At 64.1% G+C, this 14,252-nt stretch carries 16 protein-coding genes and 1 pseudogene; 9 read left to right on the top strand and 8 right to left on the bottom strand.

Annotation, left to right across the window (positions count from 1 at the left end):
• A pseudogene (locus RFM68_RS27790) lies at positions 1 to 311 on the top strand (hypothetical protein); the annotation flags it as partial.
• Positions 312 to 536: 225 nt separating this feature from the next.
• On the opposite strand, the gene dksA reads toward RFM68_RS27790, so the two are convergent.
• Entirely contained in the window at positions 537 to 953 is a 417-nt protein-coding gene (dksA, locus tag RFM68_RS27785; RefSeq protein ID WP_027166326.1) for an RNA polymerase-binding protein DksA, read from the bottom strand.
• Between the two features lie 248 nt (positions 954 to 1,201).
• Between dksA and RFM68_RS27780 the strand changes: the two genes are divergently transcribed.
• The 4 genes from RFM68_RS27780 (at position 1,202) to RFM68_RS27765 (ending at position 4,974) form a co-directional block, all read left to right on the top strand.
• Complete coding sequence (locus RFM68_RS27780) at positions 1,202 to 1,705, top strand: SixA phosphatase family protein (RefSeq protein ID WP_320236209.1); 504 nt, start codon at positions 1,202 to 1,204, stop codon at positions 1,703 to 1,705.
• Positions 1,706 to 1,768: 63 nt separating this feature from the next.
• Entirely contained in the window at positions 1,769 to 3,241 is a 1,473-nt protein-coding gene (locus tag RFM68_RS27775) for a YcjX family GTP-binding protein (RefSeq protein WP_320236208.1), read from the top strand.
• A complete protein-coding gene (locus RFM68_RS27770; RefSeq protein ID WP_320236207.1) occupies positions 3,238 to 4,320 on the top strand; it encodes a YcjF family protein in 1,083 nt (360 codons plus the stop codon). Before RFM68_RS27775 ends, RFM68_RS27770 begins: the two co-directional genes overlap by 4 nt.
• A 99-nt stretch (positions 4,321 to 4,419) precedes the next feature.
• The gene (locus tag RFM68_RS27765; RefSeq protein ID WP_320236205.1) at positions 4,420 to 4,974 is read left to right on the top strand and encodes a hypothetical protein; all 555 of its coding nucleotides are present in this window, start codon (positions 4,420 to 4,422) and stop codon (positions 4,972 to 4,974) included.
• Positions 4,975 to 5,192: 218 nt separating this feature from the next.
• Here the strand turns inward: RFM68_RS27765 and RFM68_RS27760 are convergent, their stop codons facing one another.
• Positions 5,193 to 5,624, bottom strand: coding sequence for a hypothetical protein (locus RFM68_RS27760; RefSeq protein ID WP_320236204.1), 432 nt, complete (start codon positions 5,622 to 5,624; stop codon positions 5,193 to 5,195).
• Between the two features lie 101 nt (positions 5,625 to 5,725).
• Between RFM68_RS27760 and RFM68_RS27755 the strand changes: the two genes are divergently transcribed.
• On the top strand, positions 5,726 to 7,561 hold the full coding sequence (locus RFM68_RS27755) for a monovalent cation:proton antiporter-2 (CPA2) family protein (RefSeq protein ID WP_320236212.1): 1,836 nt from the start codon (positions 5,726 to 5,728) through the stop codon (positions 7,559 to 7,561).
• 23 nt (positions 7,562 to 7,584) lie between these two features.
• Positions 7,585 to 8,133, top strand: a complete 549-nt coding sequence (locus RFM68_RS27750) for a DUF924 family protein (protein ID WP_320236203.1) — start codon at positions 7,585 to 7,587, stop codon at positions 8,131 to 8,133.
• Positions 8,134 to 8,143: 10 nt separating this feature from the next.
• On the opposite strand, the gene folK is transcribed toward RFM68_RS27750, so the two are convergent.
• From folK to folP, 3 genes are read right to left on the bottom strand one after another with little or no spacing between them, the layout of a single operon-like run.
• On the bottom strand, positions 8,144 to 8,656 hold the full coding sequence (gene folK, locus RFM68_RS27745; protein WP_320236202.1) for a 2-amino-4-hydroxy-6-hydroxymethyldihydropteridine diphosphokinase: 513 nt from the start codon (positions 8,654 to 8,656) through the stop codon (positions 8,144 to 8,146).
• Positions 8,640 to 8,999, bottom strand: a complete 360-nt coding sequence (folB, locus tag RFM68_RS27740; RefSeq protein WP_320236201.1) for a dihydroneopterin aldolase — start codon at positions 8,997 to 8,999, stop codon at positions 8,640 to 8,642. The genes folK and folB overlap by 17 nt, the downstream gene beginning before the upstream one ends.
• A 2-nt stretch (positions 9,000 to 9,001) precedes the next feature.
• The gene (folP, locus tag RFM68_RS27735) at positions 9,002 to 9,856 is read right to left on the bottom strand and encodes a dihydropteroate synthase (protein WP_320236200.1); all 855 of its coding nucleotides are present in this window, start codon (positions 9,854 to 9,856) and stop codon (positions 9,002 to 9,004) included.
• 84 nt (positions 9,857 to 9,940) lie between these two features.
• Between folP and RFM68_RS27730 the strand changes: the two genes are divergently transcribed.
• Both RFM68_RS27730 and RFM68_RS27725 read left to right on the top strand, forming a co-directional pair.
• Complete coding sequence (locus RFM68_RS27730) at positions 9,941 to 10,561, top strand: DUF922 domain-containing Zn-dependent protease (RefSeq protein ID WP_320236199.1); 621 nt, start codon at positions 9,941 to 9,943, stop codon at positions 10,559 to 10,561.
• A 204-nt stretch (positions 10,562 to 10,765) separates the two neighbouring features.
• Positions 10,766 to 12,250 carry an MDR family MFS transporter gene (locus RFM68_RS27725; protein ID WP_320236198.1) on the top strand — a complete coding sequence of 495 codons (1,485 nt, stop codon included), beginning with the start codon at positions 10,766 to 10,768 and terminating at the stop codon, positions 12,248 to 12,250.
• A gap of 2 nt (positions 12,251 to 12,252) precedes the next feature.
• On the opposite strand, the gene RFM68_RS27720 is transcribed toward RFM68_RS27725, so the two are convergent.
• The 3 genes from RFM68_RS27720 to RFM68_RS27710 all read right to left on the bottom strand — a co-directional run bounded on the left by RFM68_RS27720 (position 12,253) and on the right by RFM68_RS27710 (position 14,182).
• The gene (locus RFM68_RS27720; RefSeq protein WP_320236197.1) at positions 12,253 to 13,284 is read right to left on the bottom strand and encodes an NAD(P)/FAD-dependent oxidoreductase; all 1,032 of its coding nucleotides are present in this window, start codon (positions 13,282 to 13,284) and stop codon (positions 12,253 to 12,255) included.
• Between the two features lie 89 nt (positions 13,285 to 13,373).
• A complete protein-coding gene (locus RFM68_RS27715) occupies positions 13,374 to 13,694 on the bottom strand; it encodes a 2Fe-2S iron-sulfur cluster-binding protein (RefSeq protein WP_320236196.1) in 321 nt (106 codons plus the stop codon).
• Positions 13,695 to 13,813: 119 nt separating this feature from the next.
• Positions 13,814 to 14,182 (bottom strand): Hpt domain-containing protein, encoded by a 369-nt coding sequence (locus RFM68_RS27710; RefSeq protein ID WP_320236195.1) that lies wholly within the window; start codon positions 14,180 to 14,182, stop codon positions 13,814 to 13,816.
• Positions 14,183 to 14,252: the final 70 nt, after the last annotated feature.

Raw genomic sequence — 14,252 nt, 5'->3', positions numbered from 1 at the left:
CGCCTGCCGCCCAGCCCGCCGCCGCCACGCGTCCGCGCGCTCCGGCGCCCGCCCCCGCGCCGAAGCCGGTGGCGCCGAGCCAGCCGACGGCTAAGGTCATGCCGCTGCCGAGCTACGGCACGACGAACGGCAGCACCAGGTACCCGCCGCCGCCTTCAAACGACTCCATCGATGACACGCTGATGCACGAGCTCGAGACCTCTCTCGACGAGACGCATTCGCAGCCGGCTGTCAGCAAACCGGCGGCCAAGCCCTCGCTCGACGACGAGATGACCAAGCTTCTTGGCGAGCTGGGGAGCCACAAGCGCTAGAGCAATTCCAGGACAAGTGTGAGCGGTTTAGGCTCGGCGACTTCGCCGTAGCCTTCCGTCCGGAATTGCGTCAAAACAAAGAGATAGAGCGGTTCGCCGTTTCCGTGAAACGGTGAAATGCTCTAACTGGACAGCCGCTGACCGGCCGTCCGCACTTTGACGTCGAAAACGAAAATGGCCGGAAATCCGGCCATTTTCGACGTTTTCTTGCTTATTCGGTTCGCGTCAGTCGTCGCGATAGACCTTCTCGCGGCGCTCGTGGCGTTCCTGCGCCTCGATCGACAGCGTCGCGATCGGGCGCGCGTCGAGCCGCTTCAGCGCGATCGGCTCGCCGGTCTCCTCGCAATAGCCGTAGGTGCCTTCGTCGATGCGCTGGAGCGCGGAGTCGATTTTCGAGATGAGCTTGCGTTGGCGATCGCGGGCGCGCAATTCGATGGCGCGGTCGGTTTCGGAGGAGGCGCGATCGGCTAGGTCGGGGTGGTTGGCGTTTTCCTGCTGCAGGATTTCGAGGGTTTCGCGCGCTTCGCGGAGAATGTCGCTCTTCCAGGTGATAAGCTTTTGGCGGAAGTACGATTTTTGCCGTTCGTTCATGAACGGCTCGTCTTCGGAGGGTACGTAATCGGCGGTAACGATGTCGTTCATTCGACTCACCCAACAACCCCAAATTTGGCGCCTATATATTCGGGGACAAGAGGCTGCACAAGCGCTATTGGCGACAGTTTCACGCAATTGTTAGTCTCGCATCGGCGGCCCGCGCAACGACGTTGTTTCAACGCCACAAAACGAATTCGCGCATGATTCGTTGCAGTTGCTACGACTGCCATTGTGCATGACACGGTTCTGGTGACTAATCGCGCTTTGCCGGAAAGGCAGCGCTATTGGGGAACCGGTTGAGTAGACTTTATCTGTTGCGGCATGCCAAAGCCGGCTGGGCGCTGCCCGGCGTGCGCGATTTCGACCGTCCGCTCGACCAATCGGGCATGGCCGATGCCGAAGCCATCGGAGAGGCCATGCGGGCCCGCAACTATGTGCCGGATGTCACGCTTTGCTCCAATGCCAAACGGGCAAGGCAGACGCTGGAAGGCCTGGCGGGGCGCACCGACACCGGCCGGGTTCTGTTCTTCGACACGCTCTATAGCGAGGATGCGGCCGGCTATCTCGACATCATTCGCAGGAATAGCGGTACCGACTCGCTGCTGGTGATCGGCCATAACCCCATGACCGAGGATCTGGCGATGGCGGTGTCGGGCGATGGCGAGGAGGCTGCGCGCGGTATGATGAACCACGGGTTTCCTACCTCCGGCCTCGCCGTGGTGCGCTTTCCCGGCAATCTTGCCGAAGCGGCGCAGGGCAGCGGCTATCTCGAAGCCTTTCTCACGCCCGCCGACCTCTGAGGCCATTTCAAACGCGCGGTCCAGGGCCTATATCGGGCGCTGACGCGCAACCAGAGGCCTGATTTGGCATCATCGCTGACCACCTTTACCGACGAGGCGAGGATTGCGCTCGATACGTTGTCGGGCCATGCCGCCGGGCTCTTTTCTCCGTCACTGCGCCTTGGCGTCACCGGCCTATCCCGCGCCGGCAAGACAGTGTTCATCTCCGCGCTTGTCCACAATCTCATCCATGGCGGACGCCTGCCGCTGTTCGAAGCGCAGAAATCCGGCCGCATCGCCCGCGCTTTCCTGGAGGAACAGCCGGACGACGCCGTTCCGCGCTTTCAGTATGAAGACCATGTCGCGGCTTTGGTGAACGACCGCGTCTGGCCGGACTCCACGCGCGCCATCTCCGAACTCAGGCTCACCATCGAATATGAGTCGGCTTCCGGCTGGAACCGGTTGTTTTCGGCCGGAAAGCTATCAGTCGACATCGTCGATTATCCCGGCGAATGGCTGCTCGACCTGCCGTTGCTCGGCAAATCCTTCACCGATTTTTCGCGCGAGGCTGTGGAGCTTGCCGCCCTGCCAGTCCGCTCCGACCTGTCGCAGGCCTGGCGCGAGCTGGCCTCCGCCGTCGATCCCGATGCCGACGCCGACGAGATGACGGCCCGGCGGCTGGCCGAGAGCTTCGCCGCCTATCTCAAGGCCTGCAAGCTCGACGAGCGGGCGCTGTCGACGCTGCCGCCCGGCCGTTTCCTGATGCCGGGCGATCTCGAAGGTTCGCCGGCGCTCACCTTCGCGCCGCTGATGACGCTGTCGCAAGGCCGGGCGCGCTCCGGATCGCTGCAGGCGATGTTGGAGCGCCGCTACGAGGCCTATAAGACGCATGTCGTAAAACCGTTCTTTCGCGAGCACATAGCCCGCCTCGACCGGCAGATCGTGCTGATCGACGCCATGCAGGCGCTCAATGCCGGCCCAGGCGCCATGGCCGATCTGGAGCGCGCCGTCACCGAGATCCTGTCCTGTTTCCGGCCCGGACGGGGCAATTTCCTGACCGATTTCTTCTCGCGCCGCATCGACCGCATTCTGGTCGCGGCGACCAAGGCGGACCATTTGCACCACGAAAGCCACGACCGGCTGCAGGCGATCGTGCGCCGGCTGACCGACCGTGCCGTTGCGCGGGCGAATTTCGGCGGCGCCGCCGTCGATGTCGTTGCCATGGCCGCGGTTCGCTCGACCCGCGAGGGCACGGTGAAACAAGGCCGCGAGACGCTGCCGGTCATCATCGGCACGCCGCTGAAAGGCGAGAAGATCAACGGCGAGACATTCGACGGAAAGACCGAAACCGCCATATTCCCGGGCGATTTGCCGGAAAAGGTGGATGCGGTGTTCGACGTGTCCGGATCGGCGCCGGACAACGCAGAACCGGCGATCCGCTTCGTGCGTTTCCGCCCGCCGAAGCTCGAACGCACCGCAGAAGGCGTCACGCTGTCCTTGCCGCATATCCGGCTCGACCGCGCGCTGCAGTTCCTGATCGGAGATCACCTGGCATGACCGCGCCCCGCAAACCGGCGGCCTTCCGCATCGAGCCCGAGGCAGAGCCGGGGCCGCAAGCAACGCAGAGCCGCGTCGCCGAGGAACAGCCGGCGCGCCGGCCGCGTGCCGCGAGGACCGACATGGCGGTCGTGATCCCCTCGGACGTCGACGTCTTCGACGAGCCGGATATCGAGGCTGCGGTCCCGCCGCCGGCGACGGCGCCGAGAAAGCGTTCGCTGCTGGCCCGGCTGTTCTTCGGCGCTCTCAGCGTGCTCGTCTCGCTGGCGGTCGGCCTGTGGGCGGACCAGCTGATCCGCGACCTGTTTGCGCGCGCCGAGTGGCTTGGCTGGCTGGCGGCTGGCGTGGCGGCGATAGCGCTGCTGTCGCTGCTCGTCATCCTCATCCGCGAATTCGTCGCCATCGCCCGCCTTGCAGAAGTCGAAAAGATGCAGAAGCGAGCCCTGGACGCGGTGGCGCGAGACGATCCCAAGGCGGCGCGCGCGTTGGTCGATGAGCTGTCGGCCTTCGTCGCCGCAAAACCCGAGACCGCCGCTGGTCGCCGTTCGCTTGCCGACTTGCGCGGCGAGATCATCGATGGCGCCAACCTGGTGCGGCTTGCCGAGACCGAAATCCTGTCGCCTCTCGATGCTCGCGCCAAAATCATGATTCTCGAAGCCGCGAAGCGCGTGTCCCTCATAACGGCGGTCAGCCCCCGTGCGCTGGTCGACATCGCCTATGTCGTGTTCGAGGCCGGGCGCTTGATCCGACGGCTCTCCGAGCTTTACGGCGGCCGTCCGGGCACGCTCGGCTTCTTCCGCCTGGCGCGTGGCGTGCTTGCGCATCTGGCGGTGACCGGCTCGATCGCGGTCGGCGACAGTTTCGTGCAGCAGATCGTCGGCCACGGGCTCGCCGCGAAACTCTCCGCGAAGCTCGGCGAAGGCGTGGTCAACGGCATGATGACGGCGCGTATCGGCATCGCGGCGATGGAAACCGCGCGTCCCTTGCCGTTCATCGCCGTGAAGCGCCCGGGCCTCGGCGATTTCCTGTCGGCGCTGACCTCTTTCGCGTCTCGCAAGGACGCTCAGGACGAGCGATAAGGTAAACGCTGACACGACCGCCAGTGACGAAGCATTAACCAATCTTGGTCATGGTCACTCAAGTCCCAAGAATAGACTCTGTCGTGCCGGGTGTCGTCCATGAGAAGCGTAATCTTGTCCTGCGTCCTGCCTGCGACGGTTGCGATTGCCGCGCCGCTCGGCCTTGTCGAAAAGGCATTTGGGGCAGAGCCGGACAAGCAGTTCTTCCACTCGGTCGAAGGCAGATGGGTCGGCCCTGGCGAGATCATCGCCGGCAAATATAAGGGCACGAAATTCACCTGCGATTTCAACGGCTCGACGCCAGACGGCAAAGTCGGCATGACGCTTGACGGAAACTGCCGGGTCGGCGTGTTCACGCAGAAGATGTCGGCGACCGTCGAGCGCAAGGACCGCGACGGCTACAAGGGCAGCTTCATGGGCGGCTCGACCGGCAACGGGATGGACATTGTCGGCGGCAATGTCGTCGACGCCCAGAAGGTCGTCTTCACCATCAACCGCAAGCAGTTGAACGGCGTCATGCAGGCCCGCGTGCCTGATGACAATTCGATGACCGTGACTGTGGCCGTGCGTGTCGACAAACAGCTGGTGCCGGTGATCGGCATGAGCCTGAAGCGGATCGACTCGGTCGAAGTCGGCGCCATAGCCAAGAACTGATCCAGCGCGCTTCCAGCAACCGCGCGCCCGCCATCCGAGCGGCGGCGTTCAACCGCGATCGGCCTATTCCAGAATTGGCTGCTCGCCGAGATCGCCGACCATAAACGGGCAATGGCTATCGCGTAGGACATCTCGGGAACTGCGCCATCTCAAGCGGCAGGCAGCAAAAAAGGCGGCGGCCGCCTGGCCACCGCCATCGCATCTGTCGACGGTTTTGATCAACCCTTGATAGTGGCGGTCAGCTCGTCATAGGCCTTGCAGGCTTCGTCGAGCGTCGTCGCGCCCTGATACTTCGTCGTCACGGCCTGCACCTTGGCGGTCAGGTCGGCCGCCTTGCCCGGATCCTTGGTGATCGCTGCCTGGAGTGCGGCAGCCATGTCCTGCGCCTTCTTGGCGGCTATCTCCTGCGTGCATTCCGGCCCCTTGGAGCAAGCCGAGCCGGCCAACGCCGCGACACCCACGGCAACGAGCAAAAACTTCTTCATATCAATCATCTCCTCAAAAAAGGCAGCCGCCCATCGCCCCTGCCTCCGATGGCCGAAGCCGAACGTGCCATAACCACTGACAGTGGCGGCATGCAACAACCGGGCCGCGTAAACTTGTGCAACGCAGTTGCAACAGGCGTTCGCCGCTTGAGCCTGATGCTTCATGTCTGCTGCGTGCCTCCTGCTCTTCCAGCCAGTTCCCGCGCCCTTGCCTCTCGCTCCCGGGGCATGCAAGGAGTGCTTCGAGCAACGGGATGACGACAGGCATGGCGGTTGAAGCGTCGAGCAGCGATCTGGTGCAGGTGGTGGCGCTGCTCGCCGCGGGTGTGGTTGCCGTGCCGATCTTCAAGCGCATGGGTCTGGGCTCGATCCTCGGCTACCTCGCCGCCGGCGTGGTCATCGGCCCATTCGGCCTGCGCATCTTTTCCGAATCGGAATCGATCCTCCATGTCGCCGAGCTCGGCGTCGTCATGTTCCTGTTCATCATCGGGCTGGAAATGCAGCCCTCACGGCTCTGGGGTCTGCGTCGCGAGATTTTTGGCCTGGGTGCGCTGCAGGTCGGCGTCTGCGCCGTGCTTCTGACCCTGGTCGGACTGGCCGGGGGCTTTCCCATCGCGCAGTCCTTCGTTGCCGGCGCCGGCTTCGTGCTGACCTCGACGGCGATCGTCATGCAGTTGCTGGAAGAGCGCGGCGAGATCGCCACGCCGAAAGGCCAGCGCATCGTCTCCATCCTGCTGCTCGAAGACCTGATGATCGTGCCGCTGCTGGCGCTGATTGCATTCCTCGCGCCCGGCGGCGCCGAAACCAGTCTTTCGCAGCGGCTGACCGAAGTCGGCATCGGTATTGCGGCGATCGTCGGGCTGGTGGTCGCCGGTCGTTACCTGCTCAATCCGCTCTTCCGCATCCTGGCCGACGCCCGTGCCCGGGAAGTCATGACCGCGGCAGCGCTGCTTGTGGTGCTGGGATCGGCCTTGGCCATGCAGCTCTCCGGCCTGTCGATGGCTATGGGTGCCTTCCTCGCCGGCGTGCTCCTGTCGGAATCGACCTTCCGCCATCAGCTCGAAGCCGACATCGAGCCGTTCCGCGGCATCCTGCTCGGCCTGTTCTTCCTCGCCGTCGGCATGTCGCTCGACCTTGGCGTCGTTGCCCAGAACTGGCGTCTCGTCGCCATCTATGTCGTCGCCTACATGGTCATGAAGGCGCTCGGCATCTACGTCGTCGCGCGCATTTTGAAGAGCGGCCACCGCGAGGCGCTCGAACGCGCCGTCTTCATGGCGCAGGGCGGCGAGTTCGCCTTTGTGCTTTATTCGTCCGCCGCCGCTGTCGGCATCATCGACGGCCAGGCCAACGCAACGCTGACCGCCATCGTCATCATCTCCATGGTGCTGACGCCCTTGGCGATCGTGGCGCTGCGTTACCTGACCCCGCGCGACGAGCAGTCGCTCGACGGCGTCGACATCGCCGACGGCCTCACGGGCAGCGTGCTGATCATCGGCTTCGGCCGCTTCGGCCAGATTGCCAGCCAGCCGCTTTTGCTGCGCGGGATGGACGTCTCGATCATCGACAACGAGGTGGAGATGATCCAGGCGGCGGCCGATTTCGGCTTCAAGGTCTATTACGGCGACGGCACCCGGCTGGACATCTTGCATGCGGCCGGCGCCGGGCGGGCCCGCGCGGTGCTGATCTGCGTCGACAAGCCGGACGCCGCCGTGCGCATCGCGCAGCTGATCAAGGCCGAATTCCCTTTGGTCACCATCCTGGCGCGCGCCTTCGATCGCGGCACGGCGCTGCAGCTTGTGCGCGCCGGTGTCGACTATCAGCTGCGCGAGACCTTCGAATCGGCACTGGTCTTCGGCGGCTCCGCACTGGAGGCGCTTGGCGTCGATCCGGAAGAAGTCGCCGAGGTCATCGACGACGTGCGGCGCCGCGACGAAGCGCGCTTCGAGACACAATTGGCCGAGGGCGTGCGCGCCGGCCAGCGTTTCCTCAAGGGCAACATCGGCACGCCGATCCCGACGCCGCTCAGGCAGCCGCGCCGGGCCGGCCGCGCGCTGAACCAGGAAACCGCCGTGGTGCTGAACAAGGCTGACACCAAGAGCTGACACCAAGAACTGAGAGGCAACGCATGGCAGAACTCGATCCGCGAGCGCTTTCCGTCACCAAATTCTGGCGCGATGCCGGCGAGGATGCCTGGTTCGAAAAGAACGACACCTTCGACGCGGATTTCCGCAGCCGTTTTCTGGAGCTGCATTACGCAGCCGCGCGGCGCGAATGCGATGACTGGAATGCCCATGCCGAAGGATCGCTGGCGCTGATGATCCTGCTCGATCAGTTCCCGCGCAACTGCTTCCGAGGCACCGGCCACATGTACGCGACCGATCCCCTGGCCAGATACTTCGCCGACGAGGCAATCGTTGCCGGTCAGGACCTGGAACTGGAAGAACTGGTTCGCGTCTTTCTCTACCTGCCCTTCGAGCATTCCGAAGGGCTGGCGGACCAGGAACGGTCGGTGGAACTCACAACCGCCAAAGCACCCGAATATCTGAAATATGCCGAGGAGCACCTGGAGGTCATCCGGCGCTTCGGACGCTTCCCGCATCGCAACCGGATGCTTGGCCGCGCGACGACCGCCGAGGAGCAGGCTTTCCTGGACGGCGGCGGGTTCTCAGGTTGATCAGCCGGTTTTAACCCAGCCACCATTCCCGGCCGGACGGCAGCCGCTCGATGCCGGAAATATCGACGGCGTCAAGCCGTTCCGACACGCTCCTGCCGCCGATCGAAAGCCCCGGCGCGATCTCGGCCAGCGGCGCCAGCACGAAGGCGCGCTCCAGCATGCGCGGATGCGGCACTTCGAGCCCTGTCTCGTGGATCACCCGGTCGCCGAACACCAGAATGTCGATGTCGATCAGGCGCGGCCCCCAGCGCTCCTCGCGCACGCGTTTCAACCGCTTCTCGACGTCGAGGCAAAGGTCGAGCAGCGCGCGCGGTAAGAGAGACGTCTCGACCGCTGCTGCGGCATTGAGGAAATCGGGCTGGTCGAGCTTGCCCCAGGGCGGCGTGCGATAGAGCGACGAGACGGCGGTGACGCGCGTTGCGTTGTCGCCGTCCAGTATGCGCAATGCCGCGCCCATGGACTTCGCCGGGTCGCCGAGATTGCCGCCGAGGCTGAGGTAGACGGCGCTATTCTGGCCAGACAACGGTCACCTCGACATAATCGAGCACGCCAGGTACCGGTGCGTTCGGTTTGCGCACGGTGATCGCGGCCTTCCTGATCTGCGAGAACCGCGCCGTCAGCGCCTTCGCGACCTCCAGCGCCAGGGCCTCGATCAGGAAGCGGCGATGTCCAGTCACGATCTTCTCGATAACCGCGAAGGCGACGCCATAATTGACGGTATCCTCGATGGAGTCCTCCGTCAGCGGGCGGCTGGGCTCGACGGTCAGCTCGGCATCGATGTAGAAACGCTGGCCAAGCGTCTCCTCCTCGTCCAGCACACCATGGCGGGCAAAGAAGGCGCAGTTCTTCATGCGGATGACGTACATGATCAGTGTCCGGGAGGAAGCTCGGTTTCGCGCGCCAGCATAGCATCGGTCACCGCCAGCGCATCCACGTTGATTGCGACATCGTGGACGCGAAACAGGTCGGCTCCCTTCAAGCGCAGGATGACGCTGGTGGCCGCCGTGCCGACAGCCCGCTCGCCAGGGTCGCGCCCAGTGGCTGCACCGATGAAGCGCTTGCGCGAAGTCCCCGCCATCAGCGGATAGCCGAGCGCTTGAAGCTCGGCAAACCGCGCCATCAGGTCGAGGTTCTCCTCCGCCGTTTCCTTGGCAAAGCCGAAGCCGGCATCGAGCACGATCTGGCTGTCGGTGACATTGCCGGCGCGCGCGATTGCGAGCGATTTGCGCAGGAAAAGCAACTGGTCCTCGATCACGTCAGGCAATTTCCGCCGTTCGCGCCCGGTATGCATGATGACAAGCCCGGCGCCGGTCTCGGCGGCGACGCGTGCGATGCCCGGCTCGCGCTGCAGCCCCCAGATGTCGTTGACGATATGCGCGCCGGCAGCGACCGCACGTCGTGCCGTATCCTCACGATAGGTATCGACGGAGATCAACGCCCCGCCGGAAGCGGCAAGCGCCGCGACGACCGGCAGCACACGCCCCTGCTCCTCTTCGGCCGTGATCGGGGCAAAACCCGGCCGCGTGGATTCCCCGCCGACATCGATAATTGCGGCGCCCTCTTCCACCATGCGGCGCGCCTGTTCCAGCGCCTTCTCAGGCGCGATGAACAAACCTCCGTCTGAAAAACTGTCCGGCGTCACGTTGAGGATGCCGACGACGACCGCCTTCGGACCGAGGTCGAGATAGCGCCCATGCGCCAGCTGCCATCGCCTTGTCGTCATTATCCATCAACCATGCGTGATCCGCCGGAAATCAATTCCGTTGCGCTGGCGACGGCCCTAAAGCAAGGTGCGTGAAGAGGCAATATGATGAAGCGATCCCTGCTCTGCGCCCTGATGCTCGCCCCGACCGTCATGCCGGCGGGCGCGGCTAGCCTGGTGAAGACCTATAGCTATTTCAGCGTCGGCGGCCGCACGCTCGACGATATCCAAAACCAGCTGTCGAAAAACGGCCCCGAGGTGAAGAGCACCGGCTCTCGGCATCCGGGCGCCACGCAGATGGCCTTTACGACCCGCATCAGCTACGCGCAGAGCGCGCAGTCTTGCCGCATCGCCGACGCGGCCGTCACCGTGAAGGTCAAGGTGATCCTCCCCGAATGGCGGCGTCCGCGCAAATCCGATCCCGACGTCAGGCTGTTCTGGGATACGCTCTCGGCGGACATCAAACGGCATGAGGAACGCCATGTCGAGATCGCCAAGAACCATGCGCGCTTGCTCGAGGATGCGCTGAAGGCCGTCCCTCCGCAAAAGACGTGCGAACAGGCGAAGGCCAAGGCCGCCGCGACCCAGGCAGCCGAGCTCGCCATGCACGATCAGGACCAGGTCCGCTTCGACCGCGTCGAGAGCGTCAATTTCGAAAGCCGTATCCTTCGGCTGATGCGCTACCGTATGCAGCGCGTTGAAGCCGGCCAGCTGCCGCCGCCTTGACCTGAAGCAAGCTCATCCGAGGCCAATTTCGCCCAAGCGTGATGCCAGGCCGGAAAAACTTTCGAGCGGCGGTCGAAATCGGCCTATATCGAACGACATAGAGCGGGTTCGAAACGTCCGAGCCTCGAACCAAGACGAGAAATGACAGGTGTGACCGGGCAGAGCCGTTGGCGCACCGATGATCAGCCCTTGAAAGAATAGCGCATGGACCAGACCGTCGAGAAACAGGCGATGGCGCCGAAAGCCGCGCCGGCGATGAGCGAGAGCGAAAAGAATGCCATCATCGGCGGCGTGCTGTTGTCGATGCTGCTGGCGGCCCTTGACCAGACCATCGTCGCCCCCGCCCTGCCGACGATTGCGCGTGCGCTCGGCCATGCCGAGTATCTGCCGTGGATCGTCACCGGCTATCTTCTGACCGCGACGGCGATGGCGCCGCTCTACGGCAAGATCTCCGATGTCTATGGTCGCCGTCCCGTCATCTACGCCGCCATCCTCGTCTTTCTGCTCGGATCGCTGGTCAGTGCGCTCGCCCCCAACATGCTGGTGCTGGTCATCGGCCGCGCTATCCAGGGCGCCGGCGGCGGCGGTCTCTTCGCGCTGGCCCAGACGGTCATCGGCGATCTGGTGCCGCCGCGCGAGCGCGCCCGCTACGCAGCCTGGATCTCCGGCACCTGGGCGGTCGCCAGCGTCGCCGGCCCGCTGCTCGGCGGCATATTTGCCGAACATCTGCACTGGTCGCTGATCTTCTGGATCAATCTGCCGATCGGCATCCTGGCCATGGCCATCATCAACAACCCGCTGAGGAAGCTGCCGATAGCGGCCAAGAACCATCGCATCGACGGGCTGGGCGCCGTGCTGCTGGTGATCGCCACGTCGCTGCTGCTCCTGGCGCTCAACTGGGGCGGCAGCGCCTATCCGTGGCTGTCGCGCGAAATCCTCGGCCTGCTGGCCTGCTCGGCCGTATTCTGGGCCTTCTTCGCGCTGAGGCTGCTCAAAGCGGCCGAGCCTTTGATCTCCCTCGAAGTGTTGAGCAACCCGATCGTACTCGCCGGAACGCTGTCGATGTTCCTGCTGCAGGCAGCCAATATCGGTGCTTCGGTTTACCTGCCGGTCTACCTGCAGTCGGTCGTCGGGCTCTCGGTCAGCGAATCCGGCACCGCCATGCTCGGCCTTCTGCTCGGCACGGTCGCCGGCGCCACCTTCAGCGGCCGCATGATCCCACGCTTCGTCCACTACAAGCGCATCGCCATGATCGGCGTCAGCCTGGCCATCGTCTGCATTGGCGTGCTCAGTGCCATCGCGGGAAACGCGTCGCTGCTCGAGGTGGAGATCCTGACCACCCTGATCGGCCTGGGCAGCGGAACGACATTCCCGGTTGCCACCGTCTCGGTCCAGAATGCCGTCGATCGTGCGCATCTCGGTGTCGCGACGGGCGTTCTGACCTTCCTGCGCACGCTGGGCGGCGCGCTCGGTGTCGCCATGCTCGGCGCGGTCGCGCTCGGCTACGGGCTGCCGCTCTCCGCCGAAGGCTCGCAGACGCATATCCAGCTGACATCGGCGTTGCCGTTCGTGATGATCTTCGTCACTGCCGGAATAACGCTCGTGCTGGCGCTTATCGTGCTCTTCCTGATGCCGGAAAAGGAACTGCGCGGCCGCGACGAGAACGCCGCGTCCGTGCTTGCGGAATGATCTCAGTCGTGGACGCCGAGCTTCTTCTGCAGGCTGGTCGACGAGGTCGTGTACTGGAAGACGATGCGCTCGCCAGGGCTGATGACGCGCTTGGCAGCCTGGGACATCAGCGCTACCTCGTGGAAGCCTGACAGGATCAGCTTGAGCTTGCCGGGATACCAGTTGATGTCGCCGACGGCAAAGATGCCCGGGACCGACGTCTGAAACTTCTCGGTATCCACCGGGATCAGGTTCTCGTGCAGGTTGAGCCCCCATTCGGCGATCGGCCCGAGCTTCATGGTCAGGCCGAAGAAGGGCAGCATGCGGGTGCACGGCACCTCGACGTCGCCGTCCGGACCGCCCTTGATGGTCGCCGATGACAGTTGGCCGTCGGCGCCGGTGAGGCCGCTGACCTGACCGACGAGAAATTGCAGCTCTTTCATCTCCTGCATGGCATACATCTTGTTGACGCTGTCGGGCGCGGCCCGGAATTCCGGGCGGCGATGGACCAGCGTCACGCTTTTGGCGATCGGCTGCAGGTTGAGCGTCCAGTCGAGCGCCGAATCGCCGCCGCCGACGATGACCAGATCGTGGCCGCGGAACTCCTCCATGCGCCGAACCGAGTAAAAAACGCTCTTGCCTTCATAATCCTCGATGCCTGGGATGGGCGGGCGCTTGGGCTGGAACGAGCCGCCGCCGGCGGCGATCACCACCACCTTGGCTTCGAGCACCTCACCTTCATCGGTCGTGACGCGAAAACTGCCGTCCTCGAGTTTCTCGAGGCTCGACACCATGCGGTTGAAGGTGAACTCCGGCTTGAACGGATGGATCTGCTCCATCAGCTTGTCGACCAGGCCCTGCGCGGAGATCGTGGGCCAGCCGGGAATGTCGTAGATCGGCTTTTCCGGATAGAGCTCGGCGCATTGGCCGCCCGGGCGGTCGAGAATGTCGATGAGGTGGCATTTCATGTCGAGCAGGCCGAGCTCGAACACTGCAAACAGGCCGATCGGCCCTGCCCCGACGATGAGAACGTCCGTCTTGATGGTCTCGGTCATGCGCTGCCCCCATTGGGAAATGGTGCGACACTGCATGAGCTATGGCCTGCTGCCAAGCAGCCAGCGTGAAAGAAACTCGAAAGTCGGCTTTAGCCTTGGCGCTCGGGCACGCGCACGATCAGGCCGTCGAGCGCGTCGCGCACCTTGATCTGGCAGGAGAGGCGCGAGTTCGGCTGGACGTTATAGGCGAAGTCCAGCATGTCCTCTTCCATCGCTTCCGGCTCGCCGACCTCGGCCGTCCATGCTTCGTCGACATAGACATGGCATGTCGCGCAGGCACAGGCGCCGCCGCATTCGGCTTCGATGCCGGGCACCGCGTTGCGGATCGCGTTTTCCATGACCGTCGAGCCGTTTTCGGCGTCCACGTCAAATCGGGTCCCGTCATGGGCGATGTAAGTCAGCTTGGTCATTAAGTCACCTGAGGAGTCGCAGCCGAGATAATCACTCCACCGGACAAGTCAACTGCGGCGCGAAAGCGCCACGAAATGACGTTTTTCAAAAAGGTGGCGCCAACATCAAAAAGGTGGCTCTAGCGGCTGATGCCGGCGATGAAGTCGCGCACTTCCTCGATCAGCGTGCTGAGCCTTTTGAGAGCCCGGGTGTCTTCCGGCTGCTGTTCGATGATCGCCGCGCATTCGGCGACCGCGAAGGCGCCGATGCCCCGCGCCGAGCCCTTCAAGCCATGTGCCAGAAGCGCTCTTTGCTTGGCGTCGGCATCCGCGATCTGGTCGCGAACGGACAGCGACTGGTGCACGAAGAGCGCCAGAACTTCCCGCTCGAGGTCGCGGTCACCCATTGTCTGACGTGCCAGATGGCCGAGATCCACCGGTCGGGCTCCAGTCGTTCCGGAGGCGTCACCCCCCGGCATGGAAAACGCAATACCACTTTCGCCACGCATACGCACTGCAACTCCTTCAAGCGGGCAGACGGCCCAAAAAAATAGGCGATTCCAGTCGCCAACGGGTTAA

The organism is Mesorhizobium montanum, assembly GCF_033977145.1.
In the GTDB taxonomy this organism is placed as follows: domain Bacteria; phylum Pseudomonadota; class Alphaproteobacteria; order Rhizobiales; family Rhizobiaceae; genus Mesorhizobium; species Mesorhizobium montanum.
This window is presented reverse-complemented; position numbering and strand designations above follow the sequence as displayed.

What these genes read in the sequence shown, in the direction of transcription:
- folB (WP_320236201.1), bottom strand. Translation starts at nt 8,999, where the DNA reads ATGTACGTCATCCGCATGAAGAACTGCGCCTTCTTTGCCCGCCATGGT.
- RFM68_RS27730 (WP_320236199.1), top strand. Translation starts at nt 9,941, where the DNA reads ATGATGAAGCGATCCCTGCTCTGCGCCCTGATGCTCGCCCCGACCGTC.
- RFM68_RS27755 (WP_320236212.1), top strand. Translation starts at nt 5,726, where the DNA reads ATGGCGGTTGAAGCGTCGAGCAGCGATCTGGTGCAGGTGGTGGCGCTG.
- RFM68_RS27725 (WP_320236198.1), top strand. Translation starts at nt 10,766, where the DNA reads ATGGACCAGACCGTCGAGAAACAGGCGATGGCGCCGAAAGCCGCGCCG.
- RFM68_RS27770 (WP_320236207.1), top strand. Translation starts at nt 3,238, where the DNA reads ATGACCGCGCCCCGCAAACCGGCGGCCTTCCGCATCGAGCCCGAGGCA.
- folP (WP_320236200.1), bottom strand. Translation starts at nt 9,856, where the DNA reads ATGACGACAAGGCGATGGCAGCTGGCGCATGGGCGCTATCTCGACCTC.
- RFM68_RS27710 (WP_320236195.1), bottom strand. Translation starts at nt 14,182, where the DNA reads ATGCGTGGCGAAAGTGGTATTGCGTTTTCCATGCCGGGGGGTGACGCC.
- dksA (WP_027166326.1), bottom strand. Translation starts at nt 953, where the DNA reads ATGAACGACATCGTTACCGCCGATTACGTACCCTCCGAAGACGAGCCG.
- RFM68_RS27715 (WP_320236196.1), bottom strand. Translation starts at nt 13,694, where the DNA reads ATGACCAAGCTGACTTACATCGCCCATGACGGGACCCGATTTGACGTG.
- RFM68_RS27720 (WP_320236197.1), bottom strand. Translation starts at nt 13,284, where the DNA reads ATGACCGAGACCATCAAGACGGACGTTCTCATCGTCGGGGCAGGGCCG.
- RFM68_RS27760 (WP_320236204.1), bottom strand. Translation starts at nt 5,624, where the DNA reads ATGAAGCATCAGGCTCAAGCGGCGAACGCCTGTTGCAACTGCGTTGCA.
- RFM68_RS27750 (WP_320236203.1), top strand. Translation starts at nt 7,585, where the DNA reads ATGGCAGAACTCGATCCGCGAGCGCTTTCCGTCACCAAATTCTGGCGC.
- RFM68_RS27765 (WP_320236205.1), top strand. Translation starts at nt 4,420, where the DNA reads ATGAGAAGCGTAATCTTGTCCTGCGTCCTGCCTGCGACGGTTGCGATT.